This is a genomic window from Roseomonas nitratireducens (genome assembly GCF_017813355.1).
In the GTDB taxonomy this organism is placed as follows: Bacteria; Pseudomonadota; Alphaproteobacteria; order Acetobacterales; family Acetobacteraceae; genus Neoroseomonas; species Neoroseomonas nitratireducens.
Genome location: NZ_JAGIYZ010000017.1, coordinates 92294 through 114776, shown reverse-complemented (window position 1 = coordinate 114776; position 22483 = coordinate 92294). Strand labels below are relative to the sequence as shown.

The following is a 22483-nucleotide window of genomic DNA, read 5'->3' as shown; positions in this document are numbered from 1 at the left end:
AAGGTGCCGCGCGCGTGATCACGGCATGGTGATCCCCAACGGAGGGACACCATGACCGCACGCGCAACGACGATCGAAGGCGGCCACGCCAGCCGGCTTTTCCTTGTCGCCAATGGCAGCCACGGCAAGGCCTACCTCAAGCGCCTGGGCGAGACCGGCTACGACGCCGTCCTCGTCTGGGACGCGCCCGAGGCGCGGATGAAGGATTCCGAACTGGGCGAGGACCGGCCCGGCCGCGCCTTCGCCTCCGCCGGGGCCACGGCCCGCAGCGCCATGGAATACGACGGCAAGGACGACAGCCCGAAGGAGCACGCCAAGCGCGACCTGGCGAAGCGCATGGCCGCCGACCTGGTCGACGCGCTGCGCGCCGGGACGGCCCAGAGCCTCGCCATCGTTGCGCCCGCGCCCGTCGCCCATGCCGTGATCGAGCACCTGCCGCCCGAGCAGCGCCGGGCCCTGGCGGGGGAGGAGCATCACGACCTGACTGCCCTGCCGCTCGCGACGCTGTTCGACCGGCTGGACGCGCTGCGTCACGGAGTGTGACAGGCCTTGACCCTGGCGGTGGCGCGGGCCACGTCGGAAGGGCCATGGAACCGAACCGCCGCCCGCCCATCATCGACATGACGCCGGAAGGGGAGTTCCGCGACCCCGTCCCGCCGCGCGCCATGGGCACGCTCGACCGGATGCTCGCGCGCATCGGCGCCGCCGGCATCCTGGTCGCCACGGTCGCCATCGGGCTGGTGCTGGCCGGGCTCGCCATCCTGGCCATCGGCATCCTGCTGCCCATCGCGCTCGTCGCGGGGGCGATCGGCGCGGGCTCGCTCTGGTGGCGGATGCGCCGGGCGCGCCGCACCGGCGCGCCGCCTCCCGCCGGCGTGCGCTTCGTCGTCATCCGCCGCTGACCCTCGCCACGGCCGCCGCCCGCCGATAGGGTCCGCCCCTTCAGGCCAGGGGAGAGATGGCGCATGGCGCTCTGGGTTCGCTTCGCGCGCGGCGATGGCAGCGAGGGCTTCGGCACCTGGGACGAGGCCGGCGGCACCATCGCCGCCCATGCCGGCGACATCTTCGCCGGCGCGACCCCGACCGGCGAGGCCATCCCGCGCGAATCCGTGCGCCTGCTGGCCCCTGTGCGGCCGGGAAAATTCATCGGCCTGTGGAACAATTTCCGCGAACTCGCGGCCAAGACGGGGGCCGCGATCCCGGACGGGCCGCTGTGGTTCCTCAAGGCGGGGACGAGCCTGCTCGACCCGGACGGCACCATCCCGCCGCCCGCCGGATATGCGGGCAAGATCCTGTACGAGGGCGAACTCGGCCTGGTGGTCGGCCGCCGCTGCAAGGACGCGACGGAGGAGGAGGCGGCCGGGGCCATCTTCGGCCTGACGGCGGTGAACGACGTCACGGCGCTCGACATCCTCACCGCTGACCCGGCCTTTCCCCAATGGGCGCGGGCAAAATCCTGCGACGGCTTCGGGCCGGTGGGGCCCGCCATCGCGACGGGGCTCGACTGGTCGGCGCTGCGGGTGCAGGTCGCGCTCAATGGCCGCGTGCGGCAGGACTATCCGGCGTCCGACATGATCCTGCCGCCGGCGCGGATTCTCTCGCTGTTGTCGCGGGAGATGACGCTCGAGCCCGGCGACCTCGTCGCCTGCGGCACCTCGGTGGGCGCGCTGCCGATGCGGCCGGGGATGGTGGTGGAGGTGACGATCGCCGGGATCGGCACGCTGCGGAACGTGATGGGCGGCGGCGCGGCCTAGCCGGCTATTCGGCCGCCATCGGCACGCCGCCGGCCTTCAGGCCGAAGACCTCGGCGAGCAGGGTGTAGGAGCGGCGCCGCGCTTCGGCGTCGTGGCAATGGGTGATGACGGCGAATTCGGCCACGCCGCCATGCTCGGCCGACAGCGCCTCGAGCTTCGCCCTGACCTGTTCCGGGGTGCCGACCATTGCCGCTGCGCGCATCCGTTCCAGCCGCGCGAGCTCGAGGTCGTTGTAGGAATGCGCCTCGGCTTCCTCGACGCTCGGCAGAGGCAGGTACAGGCCGCGGTCGCGCTTGAGCCGCCACAACTCGCGGGAGCGGAACAGCCGCTTCGCCTCCGCTTCCGTATCCGCCACCAGGCAATAGACGCCGAGGGCGGGATGCGGTGCTTCGAGCCGCCCGGGCATGCCGGGCTTGGGCTGGAAGCTCTCCCGATAGACCGCGATCGCCTGTTCCGACCCGCCGCCGTCGGAGAAGAAATGCGCGAAGCAGTAGGGCAGGCCGAAATAGCCCGCGACCTGCGCGCCGTAGTCGGATGATCCGAGGATCCACATCTCCGGCCGCGTATCGACCGCGGGCTGGGCGACGACGTTGCGGAAGGGGTGGTTCTCCGGCAGCCCGTCCCCGTGCCAGCCGAGCACTTCCATCACCTGGGCGGGGAAGCGGTCCGCGGCCTCGTTGGCGTTCGGGTTCAGCGCGAAGGCGGTGCGCCCGTCCGACCCCGGCGCGCGGCCGACGCCCAAATCGATGCGGCCGGGCGCGATCGCCTCCAGCACGCGGAACTGCTCGGCGACCTTCAGGCTCGAATAATGCGGCAGCATCACCCCGGCGGAGCCCACGCGGATGCGCTGCGTGGTCGCGGCGATGGCGGCCATCAGCACCTCCGGCGCCGCGCCGGCGTGGGAGGCGCTGTTGTGGTGTTCCGCGCACCAGTAGCGGCGGAAGCCCAGCGCGTCGCAATGGCGCGCGAGCGCCAGCGTTTCCCGGATCGCCTCCCCCGGCGTGCGGCCGGAGGCGACGGAGGATTGATCGAGGACGGAGAGGGTGAAGTCGCTCATCTTCCCCATATGCTAGCGCGGTCAGGGGGCTTGGGGACAGGGATGGACGAGGCGGGCTTCATGCGGCGGGCGATCGCGCTCTCCTGCCAGGGGGTGGCGGAGGGCGGCGGGCCCTTCGGCGCGGTGGTGGTGAAGGATGGCCGCATCGTGGGGGAGGGGCGCAACGCCGTGGTGCCCACCCGCGACCCGACGGCGCATGCCGAGGTGGTGGCGATCCGCGCGGCCTGCGCGGCGCTCGGCACGCATGACCTGTCCGGCGCGGTGATCTACACGAGCTGCGAGCCCTGCCCGATGTGCCTCGGCGCCGTCTGGTGGGCGCGCATCACGGAGATCGTCTACGGCAACGACCGGGCGGACGCCGCGGCGATCGGCTTCGACGACGCGGCGATCTACGACGAGGTGTGCCTGCCGATCGCCGAGCGCCGCCTGCCGCTACGCCGGCTGCTGGGGACGGAAGCCATCGAGGCCTTCCGGCTGTGGGAGGCGAAGGCGGACAAGGTGCCTTACTGAGCCGCCGTCACTACCATTGGAAGGTGATGTCGGTGGATTCGCGGAAGCGGGTCGTGCCGACCCCGAAGACGTTGATCACCCAGGTGAAGGGATGGTCGACCGAGACCTGGACGCGGATGCTGGTGCCGGAGCCCGCGCCCGTCTGCGTCCGCGTCAGCGTCACGCCGGGCGCGCCGCCGAGGATGCCCGCCCGCCCAACCGCCGCGACCAGGTCCGCCCCCGACAGCGTCTGCGTGCCGGCCCCGGTCATGACGACGGTGCCGTGGCGGGAGGCCTCGGCCGCGAAGGTCCGGATGGAGTGCAGCGTCAGGTAGTACCGGCCGAGATCGACGGCGGCGAGCAGCATGACGAAAAAGAGCCCGCCGACGATGGCGAATTCCAGCCCGGCGCTGCCGCGGCGGAAGCGCCGGGCCCTAGCGGATGCGCAGTTCGACATTGCCGACGACCCTCGTGACCGGGGCTGTGACGATGGGCGAAAAGGGGCGGGATGCGGTGACGGAGCCGTATTGGCGGATCGTCTCCGTGCCCGGGCAGGTCGCGGTGCAGCGCAGCGCGTTGGCCCGGTCCACGGCATCGCCCGAGCATTGGCACCAGGTCCAGGCGCGGATGCAGACGGCGGCGCCCGTGGTGGCGGTTTCGCAATCCGCGGAGGTGTCTTCCTGCCAGCCGGTGAGGAAGGCGCGCACCGCCGCCTCCCCATCGGGGTTGCGCGCGGCATTGGCGGCCGACTTGTCGGTGGCCGAGGCGGTGGCGTTCGTCGCCGGCTGCGCCCAGACGATCTGCGCCCCGGACCGCGCGGCGCTTTCGAGCCGCGTCATGTGCTGGATCGCGTTGGCGTAGTCCGCGATGCCCATCAGCGCGACGCCGAGGATGGGCACCGTGAGGCCGAATTCCAGCGCCGCGGCGGCGCGGGCGCGCCGGGCGAGGCGGCGGTGGATGGCGCTTGCGAGCGCCTGGAATGCGGATGGAAGCATGCGCGGCCTGGGTGAGGGCGAAGGTCGGGTGATATTGCGCACAAGGAACGGCGTTCGTCAGGGGAGTTCTTATAAAGAATTCGTGATGGAAATTGCAGCGCGCATTGTCGATGTCGTTCTTCATGGGGTCCTCCAGATTTCGTGAAGGTATGGCGTAACGTAAACGTTACTTCACCGGGACGGATGACTGTTGCGTGATCCGGCGCCTCGCCTGCCAGGATCGCGCCATGCTTCGCTGCCGCCTGCCTTTTCTCCGCATCCGCCCCGCCGCGCGCCGCCGCGGCGCGCTGGGCGCGGCCATCGCCGTCTCCTCCGCCGCGCTGTTCGGCATGGCGGGGCTCGCGATCGAGGGCGGGCACTGGCTGCTGATGCGGCGCAACGCGCAGAACGCGGCGGACATGGCGGCGCTGGCGGCGGCGCGGCTGCTCGATGGCAGCCGGGACGTGCAGATGCGCAGCGCAGCGACGGCCGCCGCGCTGGAAGTGGCGGCACGCAACGGCTTCACCGATGGCGCTGCCGGCGCGGCGGTGGTGGTCAACCTCGATGCCGGGGGCAATTCGGCGGCGGTGGAGGTCATCGTCCGGCGCGACATCACGACCGTTCTGACGCGGCTCATCCCCGCGGTGGGCAACACGGTCACGCCGGCCGGCCGGGCGGTCGCGGCACCGTTCGACCGCCAGGACGTTTGCCTGCTCGCCGACAGGCCCGATGGCGTCGACCGCGCGAATCAGCCGACCCAGGTTCGCTACAAGAGCACGGACAACCACCGCTACCTGAACTGCGTGGTGCACGCCAACTCGCGCGACCGGGGGGCGCTGTCAGGAACCAACGAGTATCAGCGCGGCATCGTCATCGACAGCATCAACGCCGGTGCGCTGGTGACGGATGCGCTGCGGTCCACCGACAGCCGCTGCGGCAAGATCGAGTCCACGGCGACGGGCGACGCCTGCGGCTTCGTCAGTCGCTCGGCGCCCTTCACGGGGTCCGTCCGCCCGGTATCCAATCCCTATTCGCATCTCGACGCCTTGGTCGCTCCGGCCTGCACGCGGACGCTGACCTCGACCTCGGTCGATTTCGCGGCGCGGGCGCAGGGGAACACGCAGGTCCTGACGCCGGGCGTCTATTGCCCCCCGGCAGGCCAGCGGGAGGCGACGATCAATCTCAAGGAGGGCGCGGGCGCGACGATGACGTCGGGCACCTACTTTTTCCGCGGCGTGAACCTGACGATCGACCTGAGCGGCGCGCTCAACTGTCTGGAATGCACCTTCGTCTTCCTCGACTCCCCGCAGGCGGCGACGAACCCCGACCTGCGTGGCCGGCCGGGCGAGTTCTGGGTCAAGGGGGCGCAGCTCGACTTCCGCGCCCCGGCGGTCAACGCCAGCGACCCCGCCCTCAACGGCATGCTCTTCGTGCGCCTGTCCGGCGGCTATCTGCTCGACGACCAGCCGCCCGGCGCCAACAACATGGAAGGCCGCGCGGATGGCAGTACGCTTGAACGGTTCGGCGTGACCTTCGAAACCGCGCAGAACGTGCACCTCGAAGGCGGACAGTACTTCGGCGAGTCGGCAGTCTGGATCAAGAGTTCCACGACAAGCCGGCTGTCGCCGTGCAATCCCATCGTGGCAGGCATCGTATTCTTCGAGTCTTCCGACGACTGGACGCTCGACACCTCGGGCTGCGCGCGCATCAACACCCCCGTCGCCGGCATCCTCAGGACGCGCCTGATCCAGTAGCCCCCCGTCGACCGCGCCGCCGGCGGGGCCTAGCCTGCCAACACCGGCGCCGATGCCGGAGGAGCCCCGCCGGACCAGTGACCGCGCCCCCGCCCGATGCCCGCACCTTCGCCGTCTCCGGCCTGCGCGGCCCGGCCGAGGCCGCGGCCATCGCCGTGGCGGTCCGGCGCTGCGACCCCGTCGCGCAGGTCTGGACCGATCCGGGCCAGGGCTTCGTTGCCATCGCCTCCCTCGCGCCCGCGAAGGCGCTGGCGGCGGCCATGGCTCAGGCGGGTTTCCCCGCGCGCCAGACCGGTGGGCGCCCCGGCAGTCTCGGCCGCGCGCTGTTGTTCGGCGTGCTGCTCGGGCTGGGCGGCCTCGTCGGAGGGCTGGTGCTGGGCTGGATGGTCGGGCTTGGCCTCTATGCGACCAATCCGGAATGCAGCCGGCCGGGGTCATGCACGCTGATGGCGCCGGTCTTCGCCGTGCTCGGCGCGGTCGTGGGCGGGCCGGCCGGGCTCATCGCGGGCCTGGTGCTCGGCGGCGCGCGCCGCTACGGGGGCTGACATCCTGCGCAGGCAGGAACGACCTGCGCGCGGATGGCGTTCGGCCCCTGGCCCTGCGTGCGCCTGGCATGACAGGCAGCGTGACGGAGGCGAAAATTCTCGGCGGTCGAAATGACTTGTCCGCGACGCCGCCATCGCCTCAAATACTGGAACAAACGCAAGGATTAGACTCGACCATGTCAACGCGTGCCATCCGCCTCGGCCTCCTCGTGGCGGCGACCTTCCTCACGGCCAGCCTTCCCGCCGCCCAGGCGCAGGTGCACACGGTCCAGGGCTGCAACACCAACATCCGCTTCCTGAACCAGACCAACCGCGTCGTCGCGCAGCTGTTCTACAACCCGTCCAGCAACAGCAACTGGGGCCCGGACAGGCTCGGCGCCAACGTGATGCGCCCGGGGCAGGTCTACACCGTGCGCCTGTCGAACGCGGTGCCGTACGATTTCCGCTTCGTGCTCGACAACGGCTACTCGTCGGAACTGCGCCGCGTGAACGTCTGCGCCGTCAGCGACCTCGTCGCCACGCCGCAGGGCCTGCGCGCGCGCTGACAGCCGGGCCGGGGCGCGGGGCATGGCCCCCGCACCCCGGCGCCGCGGCCCTTCGAGCTTGCGCGCTACAGCGCGGCGGCGGCTTCCAGCACCTGCGCCGCATGCGCCTCGGGCTTCACCTTCCGCCACATCTTCACGATCTTCCCGTCCGCGCCGACGAGGAAGGACGTGCGCTCCATGCCCATGTAGGTCTTGCCGTACATCGACTTCTCGACCCAAACGCCATAGGCCTCGGCGACCTTGTGGTCCTCATCCGAGGCGAGCGGGAAGGCGAGGTTGTACTTCTTCGCGAACTTCTCGATCGGCGGCATCGGGTCCGGGCTGACGCCGATCACCTCGAGCCCCAGCCTGCCCAGTTGCGGCAGCGCTTCCTGCACGCCGCAGGCCTGCTTGGTGCAGCCCGGCGTATCCGCCTTGGGGTAGAAATACAGGAGGTAGGGCTTGCCCTTCAGCGCGGCGGAGGAGACCTCCCGCCCGCCGCTCGCCTTCATCTTGAAGGCGGGCGCCTTCTTGCCCTCGGCCAGTTCGGTCATTCGCGATCCCCGCTGCTCTCGGGGCGACCGAGGCGTCGTTCGAACACCGCGCGCACCTCCTTCGCCCGTCGCGCCATCTGTGCCTGGAGGGCCGGGAGGTCAACCGGCGGATCCTCCGCGCACAGGCGCCGGCAGGCGTTCAGCAGCGCGGCCGCGACGCTGTCGGGCAGCGATTCCTCCCGCCAGCGGCCGACGGTCAGGCGCAGCAGGCCGCTGATCGAACGCCACATCCGCTCCGCGCCGGCCAGCGCGGCGGCTTCGTCCGGATCGAGCGCGCCGGCGGCGGCCAGGTTGGCGATCGCCGTGCGCGTCGTCGTCGCCAGCACGCCCTGATGCCGGCGCGCATGCACCAGTTGCAGCGCCTGGGCGATGAACTCCACCTCCACCAGCCCGCCGCGGCCGAGCTTCACGTCCCAGGGGCCGTCCGGCGGAAGGTCCCGCAGCATCCGCCCGCGCATCGCCAGCGCGTCCGGCACCGCCTTATCCGCCGCGTCAGGGCGCAGCAGCGCCGCGCGGATCGCGGCCTCGATCTTGCGCTTGAGCACGGGCGGGCCGGCGACGACGCGCGCGCGCGTCAGCGCCATGCGTTCCCAGGTCCAGGCTTCCTCCGCGTGGTAGCGCTGGAAGGCGGAGAGCGAGACGGCGACCGGCCCCTTCGAGCCCGAGGGCCGCAGCCGCATGTCCACCTCGTAGAGCTTCCCCTCCGCCCCCGGCGCGGTGATGGCGGCCACCATCTGGTGCGCGAGCCGCATGAAGTAGGTGCTGACCGGCAGCGTCCGCGGCGCCGGCTGGCCGCGCCGCGCCTTGCCCTCGCTCGCCTCCGCACCCGCCGCGTGGTCGTAGATCAGGATCAGGTCGAGATCCGATCCGGGCAGCATCTCCCGCCCGCCGAGCTTGCCCAGCGCCACGACGGCGAGCGCGCCGCCCTTCACCTTGCCGTGGCGTTCGGCGAAGGCGCCGGCGATGTGCGGCAGCAGGCCGACGATGGCGGCATCGGCCAGGTCGCTGCGCGCCTCGCCGGCCGCGTCGATGTCGAGCGTGCCCTCGAGCGTCGCCGCGTCGATCTCGAACTTGCCTTCCAGCACGAGCCGCCGCGCGGCTTCCAGCGCTTCCTCCAGATGCCGCGCATCCTTCAGCAGGGCGGGCAGCGTTGCCGCCGCGTTGCCGACCGTCCCGCCCGCGCCCACCAGCAGCCCTTCGAGCGCGGCGGTGTGGCGCGACAGGTGGTCGGCCAGCTGCGGCGCCGCGCCGAGGATGCCCGCGAGCCGGTCGAGCAGCGGCGGGTTGCGCGCGAGCAGGCTCAGCACCTGCACGCCGGCGGCAAGCCGCGCGAAGACGCCATCGAGCCGCGCCAGCGCCGCGTCCGGGTCGCGCTGCCTGGCGAAGGCGGCGAGCAGGGAAGGCATCAGCGCGGTCAGCAATTCGCGCGCCCGCTCGCTGCGCGTCGCGCGGGTGTGGCCATGGTGCCAGCCGCGCACCATCGCCGCGATGGTGGACGGCCCCGCATAGCCCATGGCCGAGAGCGTCGCGATCGTCGCCGGGTCGTCCTCCACGCCGGTGAAGACCAGGCTGCCCTTGGTCTCCTCCGAGGCCAGCGTCGGCTCGGCCTCGAACATGCGCCCGTAATGGCGCTCGACGCGCTGCAGATGCGCGGTGAAGGCGGCGCGGAAGGCGTCGGGGTCGGCGAAGCCGAGGAAGGAGGCGATGCGCGCGACGCCCTCGGCATCCTCGGGCATCCGGTGGGTCTGCCGGTCGGCCACCATCTGCAGCCGGTGTTCCAGGTTGCGCAGGAACACGTAGGCATCGGCGAGGTCGGCCGCGGCGCGGCGCTCGATCTTGCCCGCGGCGGCGAGGGAGGACAGCGCGCCGAGCGTCGTCGGGTCGCGCAGCCCGGGGTCCCGCCCGCCCCAGATCAGCTGCAGCACCTGGGCGGTGAACTCGATCTCCCGGATCCCGCCGCGGCCGAGCTTCACGTCATGGCCTTCGAGCTGGACGGTCGCGTTGGCGCCCTTGGCCCCCTTGTGCGCGTGGATCTGTCGCTTGATGGAATGGATATCGGCGACCGCCGCGAAGTCGAGGTGCCGGCGCCAGACGAACGGGCGGATCTCGCGCAGGAAGGCTTCGCCCGCGGCGCGGTCGCCGGCCACGGGACGCGCCTTGATCATGGCGGCGCGTTCCCAGTTCTGGCCCATGCTCTCGTAGTAGACGATGGCGGCGGGGATCGAGACGGCGAGCGGCGTCGCGGCCGGGTCCGGGCGCAGCCGCAGGTCGGTGCGGAAGACATACCCGTCCGCCGTGCGTTCCTCGAGCAGGCGGACCATGTCCCGGGCGATGCGGACGTAGACGGCGCCCGCCCGGTCTGCATGGTAGGCTGCCGCCGACGGATCGTAGAGCACCATGAGGTCGACATCGGACGAGTAGTTCAGTTCCCGCCCGCCGAGCTTGCCCATGCCGAGCACGACGAGGCCGGAGTTGCGCCCGACGATGCGCGGATCCGCCCGCGCCGCGCCGGCGAGGCGGAGTTCGCCCCGCGCCGCCGCGTCGCGCAGCAGGTGCGCGCAGGCCGCGTCGATCGACGCCTCGGCCAGGTCCGACAGCGCGCCCGTGACCTTGTCGAGCGGCCAGAGGCCTGCGATGTCGGCGACCGCGGCGACGAGCGCGCCCTGTCGCTTGGCCTGCCGCAGGGTGGTCGCGACGACGGTGCGTGGCGTGTCCGGATCGATCCGCGCGAGCGGGTCGAGCACGCGCTCCATCATCGCATCGGGGCCGCGCTCGGCGAGCGCCAGCAGGGCGCCGGATTCGCGCTCGGCGAGGTCGGCGAGGTAGGGGCTGTGCCCGGCGAGCGCCGCGAGCAGGGCGGCACCCGCCTCGCTCGCCGCGAAGTCGCGCTCGGCGGCGCCGCGCTCGGCGAAGCGCTCGCGCAGGATCGCGACGGCGGCGGGGTCGAAGGGGCGGGGCAGCCGCTCGGGCGCGAAACAGGCCGTCATGGGGGGGCAGGGAACAGGTGAGGCGGGTCGCGGGTCAAGCCGGGCGGATGATGGGGCGGTTCCTCCGCCTCGCCGCCGCGCTCGCGCTGCTGGCCGGGCTTGGCCTCGCCGCGCTCGCCTGGCGGCTCGAACAGGGCCCGCTGCCGATCGCCTGGCTCGCCCGCCAGGCGGAGGAAGCCTTCAACGCCGGGGCGGGCCGCGTGCGCCTTCAGATCGGCGAGGCGTCCGTCGCCTGGTCCGGCTGGCGCGACGGGCACCGCTCGCCGCTGGACTTCACCCTCGGCCGGGTGCGCGCCATCGGCGCCGATGGGGCGGTCCAGGCGGAACTGCCGGATGCGGCGATCTCCCTTTCCCTGTCCTGGCTGCTGCGTGGCGTCGTCGCGCCGAGGTCGCTGGAATTGCGCGGGCTCAGCCTGCATGCCCATCGCGCGTCCGATGGCGGCTTCCGCCTCGACCTCGGCGCGCTGGGCGAGACGACCGAACCGCCCGCGGGCGGGCCGGGCGACGCCGCCGCGCTGTTCGAGACGCTGGCCGAACTGATGCGCCCGCCATCGGAGGCGACGCCGCTCGCGGCCCTCCGCCGCGTGCGCATCCTCGATGCGCGGCTCCAGGTCCGCGACGCGCAGCTCGGCGGTGCCTGGAGTGCGGAGATCGGCACGCTCGCGCTGACGCGACGGGAGGGCGGGGGGATCGACCTTGCCGGGACCGGCGCCGTGCGGGTGGGGGCGGAACGGGTCGCGCTGCGCCTTGCCGGGCATCTCGAAGGCGAGACCCGGCGCGGCAGCCTGACGCTCGCCGCGCCCGCGCTCCATCCGGCGGCGCTCGCCCGCGCCGCGCCGGCGCTCGCGCCGCTCGCCGCGCTCGATGCGCAGGTCATGCTCGCCTTCGATGTCCGGCTGGACGGCTTCGCCCTGCCGCGCATGGCGCTCGCCCGGCTGCGCGCCGGGCCGGGGCGGATCGACCTCGGGGAGCGGGGCCAGCTGCCGATCACGGGCTTCGAGGCCGACCTGACGCTGGCCGACGACACGCTGCGCGTCGAGCGCGCCGTGCTGCGGCCCGCGCCGCCGCCGCATCCGGCCGCCGGCCCCCCGCCGCTGATCCGCGCGGATGCCGAGGCGCGCCTGGAGGACGGGCGCTGGCGCGCCGAGGCGCGGCTGCGGCTGGATGAGGTCGCGCTCGCCGATATCGGCCATTACTGGCCGGTGGGCCTGGCCGGCGGCGCGCGCGGCTGGCTGGTCGAGAACGTGACGGCGGGCCGGGCGCGCGACGGGGAATGGCGCCTCGTCGCGGAGGGGGAACTCGCGACCGGCGCCACCCGCGTCAGCGCCTTCGAAGGCAGCGCGATCGCCGAGGCGCTGACGGTGCACTGGCTGCGCCCCATCCCGCCGGCCGAGGAGACGGCGGGCCGCGCGCGCTTCGGCCTGGACGCGATCGAACTCGAACTGACCGGCGGGCGGCAATCGGCCAGCGGCATCCGCGTGCGCGACGGGCTGATCCGCTTCGACCTGGTCGCGACGCCCGAGACGGCGCAGATGGAGTTCAACGTCACCGGCCCAGTCGCCGATGTGTGGACGATCCTGCGCCATCCGCGGCTCGGCCTGTTCCGCAACCGCCAGCCGCCGATTTCCGAGATCACCGGCACGCTGCGGGAGGGACGGCTCCTGCTGGGCTTCCCGCTGCTGGCCGAACTGCCGGTGGAAGCGATGCGCATCAGCGCGACCGGCCGGGGGACCGATGTGCGTATCCCGCGCGCGGTGCTGGGGCGGGACCTCGAGCGCGGCGCCTTCGACTTCGTCGCCGACACCCAGGGGCTGCGCGCGACCGGCACGGCGACGGTCGCCGGCATCCCGCTGCGCATCCAGCAGGAAGCCGATTTCCGCCCCGGCGCGCCCGGCCAGGTGGTGGCGCGGGAGACGGTGACGGGCCGGGCGGAGGCACGCCAGATCGCGACCTTCGGGCTCGATCCGCGACCCTTCGTGGAAGGCGTGGTCGGCCTCGACATCCGCACCGAGACGCGCCGCAACGGCCAGGGGCGCGTCGCGCTGCGCGCCGATTTCCGCGACGCGCGCCTGGCGGTCGAGGCGCTGTCCTGGGCACGGCCGCCCGGCACCCCGGCGAACGGGGAGGCGCAGTTCGTCCTGCAGAACGGCCAGCTGCGGGCGATCGAGGGCATCCGCGTCGATGGGCCCGGCGTCAGCCTGCGCGCGCGCGCCGACCGCACGGAGCGGAGCATCCCCCAGCGGATCGAGATCACCGAGGCCACGCTTGGCCGCAGCCGCTTCGCCGCGGAACTCGCCCCGCCGCAGCCGGGCGGGGGGTGGACCATCGCGCTGAACGGACCGGTGCTCGACCTCGCCCCCGCGCTCTCGACGCCGGCCGGGGCGGCGGCCGCGCGCACCGAGGAAGCCGGCCCGCCGGTCGCGTTGACCGCCCGCTTCGAGCGCGTGCTGCTGCCGGCCGATCGGGAGATCGCCGCACTCGACGCGCGCGCGGGCGTCGATGGCCTGGGCGCGGTGCAGTCGGCGGAGGTCGACGCGCGGGTCGGGGCGCGCGGCGCGATGCGCCTGACGATCGCGCCGGAGGGCGAGCGGCGCCGGCTGCGCCTGACGAGCGACGATGGCGGCGCGCTGCTGCGCGCCTTCGGCGTGCTGCGTACGATCGAGGGCGGGCGGCTGTCGGTCGATGCCGCCTATGCCCATCGCCGGCCCGGCGCGCCGCTCGCCGGGCGCGCGGAGCTGGAGGAGTTCAGCGTGCGGGAGGCCCCGGCGCTGGCCAAGCTGCTGCAGGCGATGACGGTCTATGGCGTGTTCGAGGCGCTGTCCGGCCAGAACCTGTCCTTCGCCAGCCTGACCGCGCCCTTCGTCCTGACGCGGGAGGCGCTGGTGCTGAACGATGCGCGCGCCTTCTCGGTCTCGCTCGGCCTGACGGCGCGCGGGCGGATCGACCGCATCCGCGACACGATCGACATGGAAGGCACCATCGTGCCGGCCTATGTCTTCAACTCCCTGCTCGGGCGCATTCCCGTGCTCGGGCGCATCTTCAGCCCCGAGCAGGGCGGCGGCCTGTTCGCCGCGACCTACCGCATGCGCGGCCCGCTCGCCGACCCGGCGGTCACGGTGAACCCGCTCGCCGCGCTGACGCCGGGTTTCCTGCGCGGGATCTTCGGACTGGGCCAGCAGGGGGCTGACGAACCGCCGGCGCAGCGCTAGGCCGGCGCGCGGGTTCGTCCTAGCCTTCCCCCGGCACGGTGCAGGAGGCTCGGATGGCGGACGGGATCGCGAAGGACGGGACGGCGGAGCTGATGGACGCGGCCCGCCGCGCGCTGCCCGGCGGATCCTTCGGCAATTTCGCCGCCGAGGTGATCATCGCCGAGGGCCGCGGCGCCCATGTGTGGGACGTCTCGGGGCGCGAATACATCGACTACCTGCTCGGCTCCGGCCCGATGTTCGTGGGCCACGCCCATCCGGCGGTGACCGAGGCGGTGCTTGCCCAGGTGCCGAAGGGCACGACCTTCTTCGCCAACAACCCGCATGGCATCCGCCTCGCCCAGGCGATCGTCGATGCCGTGCCCTGCGCGGAGCAGGTGCGCTTCGTCTCCTCGGGCTCCGAGGCCGACCTCTATGCGATGCGCCTTGCCCGCGCCTATCGCGGCCGCTCGAAGATCGTGAAGTTCGAGGGCGGCTACCACGGCATGAGCGACTGGGGGCTGATGTCCCTGGCCCCCAAGCACCTGGCGAACTTCCCCCAGGCCGTGCCCGACAGCCCCGGCATCCCCGAGGCGGTGCGCGCCGAGATGCTGATCGCCCCCTTCAACGACGCCGAGGCCGCGGTGCGGCTGATCGAGGCGCGGGCGGAGGAGATCGGCGGCGTCATCCTCGAACCCTTCCAGCGCCTGATCCCGCCCGTGCCGGGCTTCCTGGAAGCGGTGCGGGAGGTGACGGCGCGGCTTGGCATTCCCCTGATCTTCGACGAGGTCGTGACCGGCTTCCGCTTCGCCTATGGCGGGGCGCAGGCCTATTACGGCGTCACGCCCGACATCTGCACCCTGGGCAAGATCGTGGGCGGGGGCTTCCCGCTCGCGGTCGTCGCCGGCCGCGCCGACATCATGCGCCATTTCGACCGCGCGGCGGTGGGGGAGGCCGGGTTCCTCACCCAGATCGGCACGCTGTCGGGCAACCCCGTCGCCTCGGCCGCCGGCCTCGCGACGCTCGAGCTGCTGCGCGCGCCGGGCGCCTATGACGCGGTCTTCGCCACCGGCCGCCGGCTGATGGACGGCATGTCGGCGCTGATCGCCGAGGCCGGCATTCCCGCCCAGACGGTGGGCGAGCCGGTGCTGTTCGACGTGGTCTACACGGCCGGCGAGGTGCGCGACTACCGCGCCACGCTGCGCCAGGACACCGCGATGCAGAAGCATGTGAACGGCGTGCTGCGCGCCAGCGGCATCCTCAAGGGCGACAGCAAGTTCTACATCTCGACCGCGCATGACGCGGCCGACATCGACCGCACGCTGGAGGCCTTCCGCGCCGCGCTGGCGAGCCTGCCGGGCAGCCGCGGCGCGGCCTGACCGGGCCGCGCGCCGCGCCCGCCTTTCGCGGGGATGCGACGCGCGGTCGACAATCGGGGCGGCGAGCGCCATATCCCCCGCATGGAATGGTCGTCCCTGCTCGGGCTGCTCGGCTTCTTCGGCGCGAACCTCGCGGCCGCGCTCTCGGGCGCGCTGTTCACGCCGGGGGAATGGTACCGGGGGCTGGCCAAGCCGTCCTGGAACCCCCCGGACTGGGCCTTCGGCCCGGCCTGGGCGGTGCTGTACACGCTGATCGCGATCTCGGGCTGGCTGGTCTGGCGCAAGGCGGGCTTCGCGGGGGCGGCCGTGCCGCTGGCTATCTACGGCGTGCAGCTGGTGCTGAACGCGGCATGGTCGGCGATCTTCTTCGGCATGAAGCGGCCGGACCTCGCCTTCCTCGAACTCATCGTCTTCTGGATCGCGATCCTGGCGACCATCGTTGCCTTCTGGACCGTGCACCGCACGGCGGCGCTGATGCTGCTGCCCTACCTCGCCTGGGTGACCTTCGCGGGCGTGCTGAACTTCACGCTCTGGCGGCTGAACCCCGTCCGCGCCTAGAGCATCATCCGTTCAAACGGGATCGTTTGAACGGAGTAAAGATGCTCGCAAAAATCAAGGGGCTAGAGTCGGGGCCGTGAGCCGAGGCGAACTGAAACGGCTCTAGACCGTCCCGAAGATCCGGTCCCCCGCATCGCCGAGGCCCGGCCTGATATAGCCGTGGTCGTCGAGCGCCCGGTCGATCGCCGCGGTCCAGATCGGCACGTCGGGATGCGCCGCGCGCAGCTTCGCGATGCCTTCCGGTGCCGCGAGCAGGCAGACGAAGCGGATGTTCGTGCAGCCGCGCGCCTTGAAGCGGTCGATCGCCGCGACCGCCGAATTCGCCGTGGCGAGCATCGGGTCGAGCACCAGCACCAGCCGCTCCGCCACGTCGGGCGGCGCCTTGAAGTAGTACTCCACGGCCTCCAGCGTCGCCGGGTTGCGGTAGATGCCGACATGCGCGACGCGCGCTGCCGGCAGCAGGGCGAGCATCCCGTCGAGCATCCCCAGCCCCGCCCGCAGCACGGGGGCGAGCACGAGTTTCCGCCCCGCGATGCGCGGCGCCATCATGGGTTCGAGCGGCGTGGAGATCGGCACCTGTTCGAGCGGCAGGTCGCGCGTCACCTCGTAGCACAGCAGCATGGCGATCTCGCCGAGCAGCCGGCGGAAGTCGGAGGAAGGGCAGTCGGCCTCCCGCATCAGGCCGAGCTTGTGCTGCACCAGCGGATGGTCCGCCACGTGAAGGCCCGCGGTCTCCGTGCCGGACATCGACGCTCGACTCCCCTCTCTGCGCGTCCTTCTGTCTGGCCCAAGCGGCGCCGCGGCGCCAGGGGCCGTGGCGATGTCACGCCCTGGTTGAATAAAAGTTCCGAGAACGCAACTATGGCGCATGCCCGATTCCGCTCCGCTTGCCGTGGAGGTCCCGGATCGCGAGGCGCGGCGCGACCCCTTGGTCGTGCTGGGCCTCGGCCATGTCGGCCTGCCGCTCGCCCTGGAGGCCGCCGCATCGGGCTTCGAGGTGACGGGCTGCGACATCGACCCGGCGGCCGCCGACCGCGCCGCGGCGGCCTGGCGCGCGGCCGGCGCGACCGGGCGCTTCGCGGCGACCACGGATGCCGCGACCCTGCCGAGCCTCGCGCCGGTCGCTTTCGATCCCTTCGGGCTGCTGCCGCGCGATGCCGGGCGGGTGGTCGTGGTGTGACGGTCAGCGCGGCGGCTGGGTCAGCCGGCGCGGGAGCACCACCTCGTCGTCGATGGCATACAGCAGGCAGCTGCCGACCAGCCGGTCGCGCTGCGCCATCGCCCGGCAGGCGGCGAGCGCCTGCTGCGCCGCGTCGTCCCGGCTGCGCGCGAGGTTCGCGACCGCGACGCGGCCCTGCGGATGGATCGCCATCGCCTTCGGGCCGGGCTTGTCGCCATAGCCCATCACCTCGGGCATCTGCGGCCGGCGGCGCGCGGCGATGCCGGGCACGCGGTCCGGATCATAGGCGCCGGCGTGCCGCAGGCGGGGCATGTCGCGGCGCTGGGCCATCGCCTCCGGCGCCAGCAGCGCGTCGTTCACCGCGACCAGCAGGCAGGGCGAGCCGAAGGCGATCTGGCAGCGTTCGAGCAGCGTCGTCTCCGCATCCTCGGCCGAGGCGAAGCCCTGCACGAGCATGCCCGTCCGCTGGTCCGGATTGATCGCAAGCGCGCGGTTCGGCCCCGGCGCGGCGAGGTAGCCCGCGGCCGTGCTCCGCCCATGCTCGGGCGAGACATGCGGCAGCGCGCGCGCAAGCTCGCCCGCCGCGCGCGGCAGCGGCAGCATCGCGCGCGCGGCGACGGGCGCGGGCGGCGGCGTCGCGGGCGGCGCGCTAACCGGCGGCGGCGGCGCGAGGGCGGCCAGCGCCGGCCCGGCGGGCGGTGCCCGCCGCGCCTCCGCCTCGGCCAGCCTTGCGCGGGCGAGGGGGGCGAAGACGCCCTCGGGGAAGCGGTCGAGATAGGCGCGGTAGTCCGCCGCCGTGCCGCCGGCGCGCACCGTCTCCCAGAACAGGATCTCGGCGCGGTCGTCGCGCGCCGGCGCGGCGGCGGGGGCGGGCGCGGCCGGCACGGTGATGGCGGCGGGGACGAAGTAGAAGGCGCCCTCCATCGCCGAATGCTCCCAGGGCACCTGGCGGCCGCCGGTCTGCTCGCGGACCTCGCGCCGCACCTCGGCCATCATGGCGCGCAGTTCCAGCCCCGGCGTGGCGATCTTGCGCAGCAGGGCGGCGGTGAAGGGGCTGTGCTGGCCGGCGCCGTCCTCCGCCACCTCGCCGGGCGCGGTGGCGAAGGCGATCAGCGTGCCGACCGCCGCGCGCACCGGGGACAGGCCGGGGCCCGTCGCGATGCCGCGCGTGGCACTCGCCAGCCGCAGGCGGAAGGGATTGTCCCGGCAGCCATCGAGCAGCACAATCGAGACGCGCGCGCCTTCCAGCTGGGCGATGACGCTGTCGAGGTCGAGCCCTTCGAAGCGCAGGTCGCGGTCGTTGCGGATATCCGTCGAGACCGGCAGCAGCCAGTTCCGCCCGCCGAATTCCAGCGCGTGGCCGGCGTAGAAGAACAGCGCCGCATCCGCCCCCGTCGCGCGCTGGCCCAACCGCCGCACCGCCTGTTCCATCGCCAGCCGGTCGGGGTCGAGCACCAGGTCCACGTCGAAGCCGAGCCGCGTGAGCGTGGCCGCGAGCGCGCGCGCGTCATTGGGCGGGTTGGCGAGCGGGGGGATGGCGCGATAGGCGCCGGCGCCTACGACGAGCGCCACGCGCGCGCCCGGCTGCGCCAGCGCGGGCGTGGCGAGCATCAGCGCCGCGAGCGCGGCGAGCAGGAGGCGGAGCCGTCGGGTCATCCTTGCGTGAGCATATCATCCGGCGCGCCCCGGCGCAGCGACCGAACGCACGCGCGATGAAGCGTTTCGCACCCTGTCCCGCCGCCGGCCCGGGCGGGCGTCAGGCGGCGGCGATCCCGCGCAGCGCCGCGACCAGGGCTGTCAGCGCGGCGGGCAGGGGCAGCGCCTCGGTCACGAAGGCAGCCTCGGACAGCAGCAGGTCGCGCTGCGCGGCGTCCGCCGGCACGGCGATGTCGAGGCCCGGCGGATGCGCCGCGAGCGCGTCCGGGTCGCCCTCGGCGTCCAGCATCCAGCCGATTGCGGCGCCGGTGAAACCGTCGGCGCGCAGGCGCGCGGGCCAGTCGGACGGGTCGTGCGGGCGCAGCAGGCGCAGCGCGAGGCCCGGCCCTTCGAAGGGCTCGGTCGACAGCGCGATGCCCTGCGCCGCCAGGGCGGCGCGGGCGGCATCGCGCGGCGCAGCCCCCCAGGGGTCGACCAGCAGCAGCCGCCCCGCGGCGAGGCCCGCAGCGACGCGGGCGCGGATGTCGGCCGCGCGCGCCGCCGGCGGCGCGGGGCTGTGGAAGCGGGCGCGGACCATCGCCTGTTCCCGCGCGACCCGCGCCCGCCCGCCGCTGATCTGGCCCTGGTGCAGCCGGTAGAAGGCGGTGGGCCAGCGCGCGGCGACGGGGCGCGCGCCGGCCGCCGCGGCGCGCAGCCAGAACTCGTAGTCGAAGCAGGCGCGCAGCGAGGCATCGAGCCTTCCGCCGAGCCTGTCCCACAGCCGCCGCGTGAAGATCGCCTCCGGCCCCAGGAAGAAGCGGCCCTGCGCCCAGCGGCCGAAGATGTCGGCCAGGGCGGGGAGGGAGAATTCGCCGGGCCCGTCCGGCAGCGGCCTCTGCAGGGCGACAAGCCGCCGCGCGCGGTGCGCGATGGCGTCGCCATGGACGATGTCGGCCTCGGGGTCCGCGCGCCAGGCGGCGGCGAGGCGATGCAGCGCGCCGGGTGCCAGCATGTCGTCCGCGTTCAGCCAGCCGAGCAGGTCCGCGGTGCTGCCGGCCAGGCCCTTCGCGATCGCCTCCGCCGGCCCGCCATCCCGCCCGACGATGACGGCGGCGAGGCGGTGGCGATGGCGCGCGAGGATCGCCGCCGTGCCGTCGGTCGACCCGCCATCGACCACGACATGCTCGACCAGCGGATAGCCCTGGGCCGCGACGGACAGGATCGTCTCCTCCAGCCAGGGCCCGGGGTTGAGGCAGGGCGTGACGAGCCGGATGCGCGGCCAGCGCGCGCCGTCGGGCAGGCGCGGCGCGGCGGCCGGCGGTGCGCCGTAGGGCCAGGGCAGGCTGTCGAAGGCAGGCCAGCCGGCCTGCGCCATCACCAGGGCGGGCGCGCCGCGCAGACCGGCGAAGGCGGCCTCCGCCGCCGAAGCGTCGCCGGCGCCGAGCGCCGCCCATCCCGCGTTCAGCCGCGCGGCCGGGTCGCGGGGCGCTTCCGCCAGCGCCAGGGCGAAGGCGACCGCGCCGCGCGCGGCCTGTCCCGTCGCGGCCAGTTCCAGCCCGCGCGGCGTGGCGGGCGCGCCGGGGGCCAGGCCGACCAGGCGTCGCGCCTGCGTCGCCTCGCCCGCCGCGATCGCGGCGAGCCCCGCCTGACGCAGCAGGTCGCCGCGCCCGGCTTCCTCGGCCAGCCGCGCGAATTCCGCGAGGTCGCGCGCGGCGATGGCGGGCAGGGCGGAACGGATCGCAGCCGCCGCGTCCTCGAGCAGCGCCCCATCCGCCCCCGCGTTCAGCCCGCGACGATGCGCGGCGAGCGCGATCGGCACGAAGGCGGCGCGCAGCATCGGGCGGTGGCTCGCGCGCCAGCAGGGGCCGAGCAGCGCGGCGGCTTCGGCGACCGCGCCGCGCGTGGCGAGCAGCCCGGCGAGCATGGCGAGGTGGTCGAGGCTTTCCTGGTCGGCGCGGATCGCCGTGAGCGCCGGTTCCAGAAGTGCGAGCGCCGCGGCGGGGTCGCCCCAGCGCGCCTCGATCGACGCGGCGGCGAGGCGCGTCGCGGCATCCTCCGGCGCCGCCGCGACCGCGCCATGCGCCGCGGCGAGCGCCGCCGGCGCGTCGCCCGCTTCCGCCATGGCGCGGGCGGCGGCCAGCATCGAGCTACTCGGCGGCCTGCGCCGCCGGCGTCGCGGGCAGCACGGCGGCGAGCGAGGTGCGCACCACGATTGCCGCCGGCCCCGGCGCGGCCAGCGCGGCGGCGAGGGCGGGTATGTCCGCGTTGCTGTCCACCCGCGTCACCGGCACGCGGAATGATGCGCACCAGGCGACGAAGTCCGGGTTCTCGAGCGTGGTGCCCGAGACGCGGCCGGGATGCGCCTTTTCCTGGTGGATGCGGATCGAGGCGTAGGTGCCGTTGTCCGACAGGATCATCTTGAGCGGCACGCCGCGCGCGACAGCGACCGCGAATTCGCCCGCCGTCATCAGCGCGCCGCCGTCGCCGACCGCCGCGATCACCTGCCGCTGCGGGAAGCGCAGCGCGGCGGCCACACCCGCCGGCACGCCGAAGCCCATCGCGCCGGAGACAGGGGCGAGCAGCCGCTGCGGCGGCGTCCAGGGCGTTTTCCGATAGAAGGGCGCGCCGAAGGTGCCGGCATCCAGCGCGACGATCGCATCCGGCGCGGCGATCTCGCCGATGCGGCGCGCGACTTCGGCGAAGGCGACGCCATCCGCGTGATTGGCCGCGCGCACGCCGGTATCGGCAACATGCAGCGCGCGCAGCCGCGCGTTCCAGGCGGCGCGGCCGGCCGGCGCGGCGGGTGCCTCGTGGTCCAGCGCCGCGATCAGCGCGAGCGCATCGACGGGCAGCGCGAGTTCCGCCGGGAACAGCCAGCCGAGGAAGCGCGGCTCGGCACAAACATGGACAAGGCGCTGCCCCTGCGCGGGCCAGGTCCAGCCCTGGGTCGTGATGTCCGTCAGCCGCGTGCCGAGCGCGATCACCAGGTCCGCCTCGGCGAAGGCGGCGCGCTGCGCGTCGGGGTTCCGCAGGCCGAGGTCGCCCGCATAGAGGTCGTGCCCGTTCGGGAACAGGTCCTGCCGGCGGAAGGAGACGGCGATGGGAAGGTTCCAGGCCTCCGCGAAGGCGCGCAGCGCCTCCCGCCCGCCGGGCCGGTCGAAGGCGTGGCCGGCGAGCAGGATGGGCCGTTCCGCGCCGCGCAGCAACGCCGCGAAGCGCGCCGCGTCGGCGGGCGCGGGGATGGCGGGGGCGGGCAGCGTCGCGGCGGGCACGGGGGCGGCGCAGGGCTCGGCGAGCACGTCCTCGGGCAGGGAGAGCACGACCGGGCCGGGCACGCCCTGCATCGCCATGGCGTAGGCGCGCGCGATCAGTTCCGGAACCTGGTCCGGATGCGTGGCCTCGCCCACCCATTTCGCGATGCCGCCGAACATCCGGCCGTAGTCGATCTCCTGGAAGGCGTTGCGGCGCAGGTCGCGCTTTTCCACCTGCCCGACCAGCAGGATCAGCGGGGTCGCGTCCTGCTCGGCGGTGTGCACGGCGATCGAGGCGTTGCAGGCGCCCGGCCCGCGGGAGACGAGCACCACGCCCGGCCGGCCGGTCAGCTTGGCATCCGCCACCGCCATGAAGCCGGCCCCGCCCTCGCTGCGGCAGGTGACGAGGTCGATGCCCGGATGGGCGTGCAGCGCGTCGAGCAGCGCGATGTAGGATTCGCCCGGCACGCAGAAGGCGCGGTCGATGCCCTGGGCGGCAAGGAACTGGATCAGGCTCTGGGCGGCGGTCGGCATGCGGCGGCGTTTCCCCTCGGTCCCGCATCGGATAGCGCGGCCGGCGCGGTTGATCCATGCCAGGGGTGGCGGCGGCGGCGGTTCGCGCTAAGAAGGGCGGGTTCAACGAAAAGGGCCGCCCGC

General features: G+C 73.7%; 20 protein-coding genes. 11 read left to right on the top strand and 9 right to left on the bottom strand.

Annotated features, from left to right (window positions below):
* Positions 1-51: 51 nt before the first annotated feature.
* From J5Y09_RS17225 to J5Y09_RS17215, 3 genes are all read left to right on the top strand, one after another.
* Positions 52-543, top strand: coding sequence for a host attachment protein (locus J5Y09_RS17225; protein WP_209353057.1), 492 nt, complete (start codon positions 52-54; stop codon positions 541-543).
* Between the two features lie 44 nt (positions 544-587).
* Entirely contained in the window at positions 588-902 is a 315-nt protein-coding gene (locus J5Y09_RS17220; protein WP_209353056.1) for a hypothetical protein, read from the top strand.
* A gap of 63 nt (positions 903-965) precedes the next feature.
* Positions 966-1754 carry a fumarylacetoacetate hydrolase family protein gene (locus tag J5Y09_RS17215; RefSeq protein ID WP_209353055.1) on the top strand — a complete coding sequence of 263 codons (789 nt, stop codon included), beginning with the start codon at positions 966-968 and terminating at the stop codon, positions 1752-1754.
* A 4-nt stretch (positions 1755-1758) separates the two neighbouring features.
* On the opposite strand, the gene J5Y09_RS17210 is transcribed toward J5Y09_RS17215, so the two are convergent.
* Complete coding sequence (locus J5Y09_RS17210; RefSeq protein ID WP_209353054.1) at positions 1759-2811, bottom strand: LLM class flavin-dependent oxidoreductase; 1053 nt, start codon at positions 2809-2811, stop codon at positions 1759-1761.
* 42 nt (positions 2812-2853) lie between these two features.
* On the opposite strand from J5Y09_RS17210, the gene J5Y09_RS17205 reads away from it, so the two are divergent.
* Positions 2854-3321, top strand: a complete 468-nt coding sequence (locus J5Y09_RS17205) for a nucleoside deaminase (protein WP_209353053.1) — start codon at positions 2854-2856, stop codon at positions 3319-3321.
* A gap of 10 nt (positions 3322-3331) precedes the next feature.
* On the opposite strand, the gene J5Y09_RS17200 is transcribed toward J5Y09_RS17205, so the two are convergent.
* Positions 3332-3757: a TadE family protein gene (locus J5Y09_RS17200; RefSeq protein ID WP_209353052.1), complete on the bottom strand. Its 426-nt coding sequence runs from the start codon at positions 3755-3757 to the stop codon at positions 3332-3334.
* A complete protein-coding gene (locus tag J5Y09_RS17195; RefSeq protein WP_209353051.1) occupies positions 3735-4295 on the bottom strand; it encodes a TadE/TadG family type IV pilus assembly protein in 561 nt (186 codons plus the stop codon). Before J5Y09_RS17195 ends, J5Y09_RS17200 begins: the two co-directional genes overlap by 23 nt.
* A 227-nt stretch (positions 4296-4522) precedes the next feature.
* Between J5Y09_RS17195 and J5Y09_RS17190 the strand changes: the two genes are divergently transcribed.
* From J5Y09_RS17190 to J5Y09_RS17180, 3 genes are all read left to right on the top strand, one after another.
* A complete protein-coding gene (locus tag J5Y09_RS17190; RefSeq protein WP_209353050.1) occupies positions 4523-6028 on the top strand; it encodes a pilus assembly protein TadG-related protein in 1506 nt (501 codons plus the stop codon).
* Between the two features lie 77 nt (positions 6029-6105).
* Positions 6106-6573, top strand: coding sequence for a hypothetical protein (locus tag J5Y09_RS17185; protein WP_209353049.1), 468 nt, complete (start codon positions 6106-6108; stop codon positions 6571-6573).
* Positions 6574-6749: 176 nt separating this feature from the next.
* Entirely contained in the window at positions 6750-7118 is a 369-nt protein-coding gene (locus tag J5Y09_RS17180; RefSeq protein ID WP_209353048.1) for a hypothetical protein, read from the top strand.
* A 65-nt stretch (positions 7119-7183) separates the two neighbouring features.
* On the opposite strand, the gene bcp is transcribed toward J5Y09_RS17180, so the two are convergent.
* Both bcp and J5Y09_RS17170 read right to left on the bottom strand, forming a co-directional pair.
* Positions 7184-7651 (bottom strand): thioredoxin-dependent thiol peroxidase, encoded by a 468-nt coding sequence (bcp, locus tag J5Y09_RS17175; protein WP_209353047.1) that lies wholly within the window; start codon positions 7649-7651, stop codon positions 7184-7186.
* A complete protein-coding gene (locus J5Y09_RS17170; RefSeq protein ID WP_209353046.1) occupies positions 7648-10638 on the bottom strand; it encodes a bifunctional [glutamine synthetase] adenylyltransferase/[glutamine synthetase]-adenylyl-L-tyrosine phosphorylase in 2991 nt (996 codons plus the stop codon). The genes bcp and J5Y09_RS17170 overlap by 4 nt, the downstream gene beginning before the upstream one ends.
* Positions 10639-10655: 17 nt before the next feature.
* Here J5Y09_RS17170 and J5Y09_RS24815 point away from each other — a divergent pair, with 17 nt between their 5' ends.
* The 3 genes from J5Y09_RS24815 (at position 10656) to J5Y09_RS17155 (ending at position 15760) form a co-directional block, all read left to right on the top strand.
* Positions 10656-13847 (top strand): AsmA-like C-terminal region-containing protein, encoded by a 3192-nt coding sequence (locus tag J5Y09_RS24815; RefSeq protein WP_209353045.1) that lies wholly within the window; start codon positions 10656-10658, stop codon positions 13845-13847.
* Between the two features lie 53 nt (positions 13848-13900).
* Positions 13901-15202, top strand: coding sequence for an aspartate aminotransferase family protein (locus tag J5Y09_RS17160; protein WP_209353044.1), 1302 nt, complete (start codon positions 13901-13903; stop codon positions 15200-15202).
* An 81-nt stretch (positions 15203-15283) separates the two neighbouring features.
* Positions 15284-15760 carry a TspO/MBR family protein gene (locus J5Y09_RS17155; RefSeq protein WP_209353043.1) on the top strand — a complete coding sequence of 159 codons (477 nt, stop codon included), beginning with the start codon at positions 15284-15286 and terminating at the stop codon, positions 15758-15760.
* Between the two features lie 102 nt (positions 15761-15862).
* On the opposite strand, the gene upp is transcribed toward J5Y09_RS17155, so the two are convergent.
* Complete coding sequence (gene upp, locus J5Y09_RS17150) at positions 15863-16507, bottom strand: uracil phosphoribosyltransferase (protein ID WP_209353042.1); 645 nt, start codon at positions 16505-16507, stop codon at positions 15863-15865.
* Between the two features lie 121 nt (positions 16508-16628).
* On the opposite strand from upp, the gene J5Y09_RS17145 reads away from it, so the two are divergent.
* The gene (locus J5Y09_RS17145) at positions 16629-16940 is read left to right on the top strand and encodes an NAD(P)-binding domain-containing protein (RefSeq protein ID WP_209353041.1); all 312 of its coding nucleotides are present in this window, start codon (positions 16629-16631) and stop codon (positions 16938-16940) included.
* A gap of 3 nt (positions 16941-16943) precedes the next feature.
* On the opposite strand, the gene J5Y09_RS17140 is transcribed toward J5Y09_RS17145, so the two are convergent.
* The 3 genes from J5Y09_RS17140 to J5Y09_RS17130 form a co-directional block, all read right to left on the bottom strand.
* A complete protein-coding gene (locus tag J5Y09_RS17140) occupies positions 16944-18596 on the bottom strand; it encodes a caspase family protein (protein ID WP_209353040.1) in 1653 nt (550 codons plus the stop codon).
* A gap of 100 nt (positions 18597-18696) precedes the next feature.
* Complete coding sequence (locus J5Y09_RS17135) at positions 18697-20718, bottom strand: glycosyltransferase (protein WP_209353039.1); 2022 nt, start codon at positions 20716-20718, stop codon at positions 18697-18699.
* Positions 20719-20722: 4 nt separating this feature from the next.
* Entirely contained in the window at positions 20723-22360 is a 1638-nt protein-coding gene (locus J5Y09_RS17130; protein ID WP_209353038.1) for a thiamine pyrophosphate-binding protein, read from the bottom strand.
* Between the last annotated feature and the right edge of the window lie 123 nt (positions 22361-22483).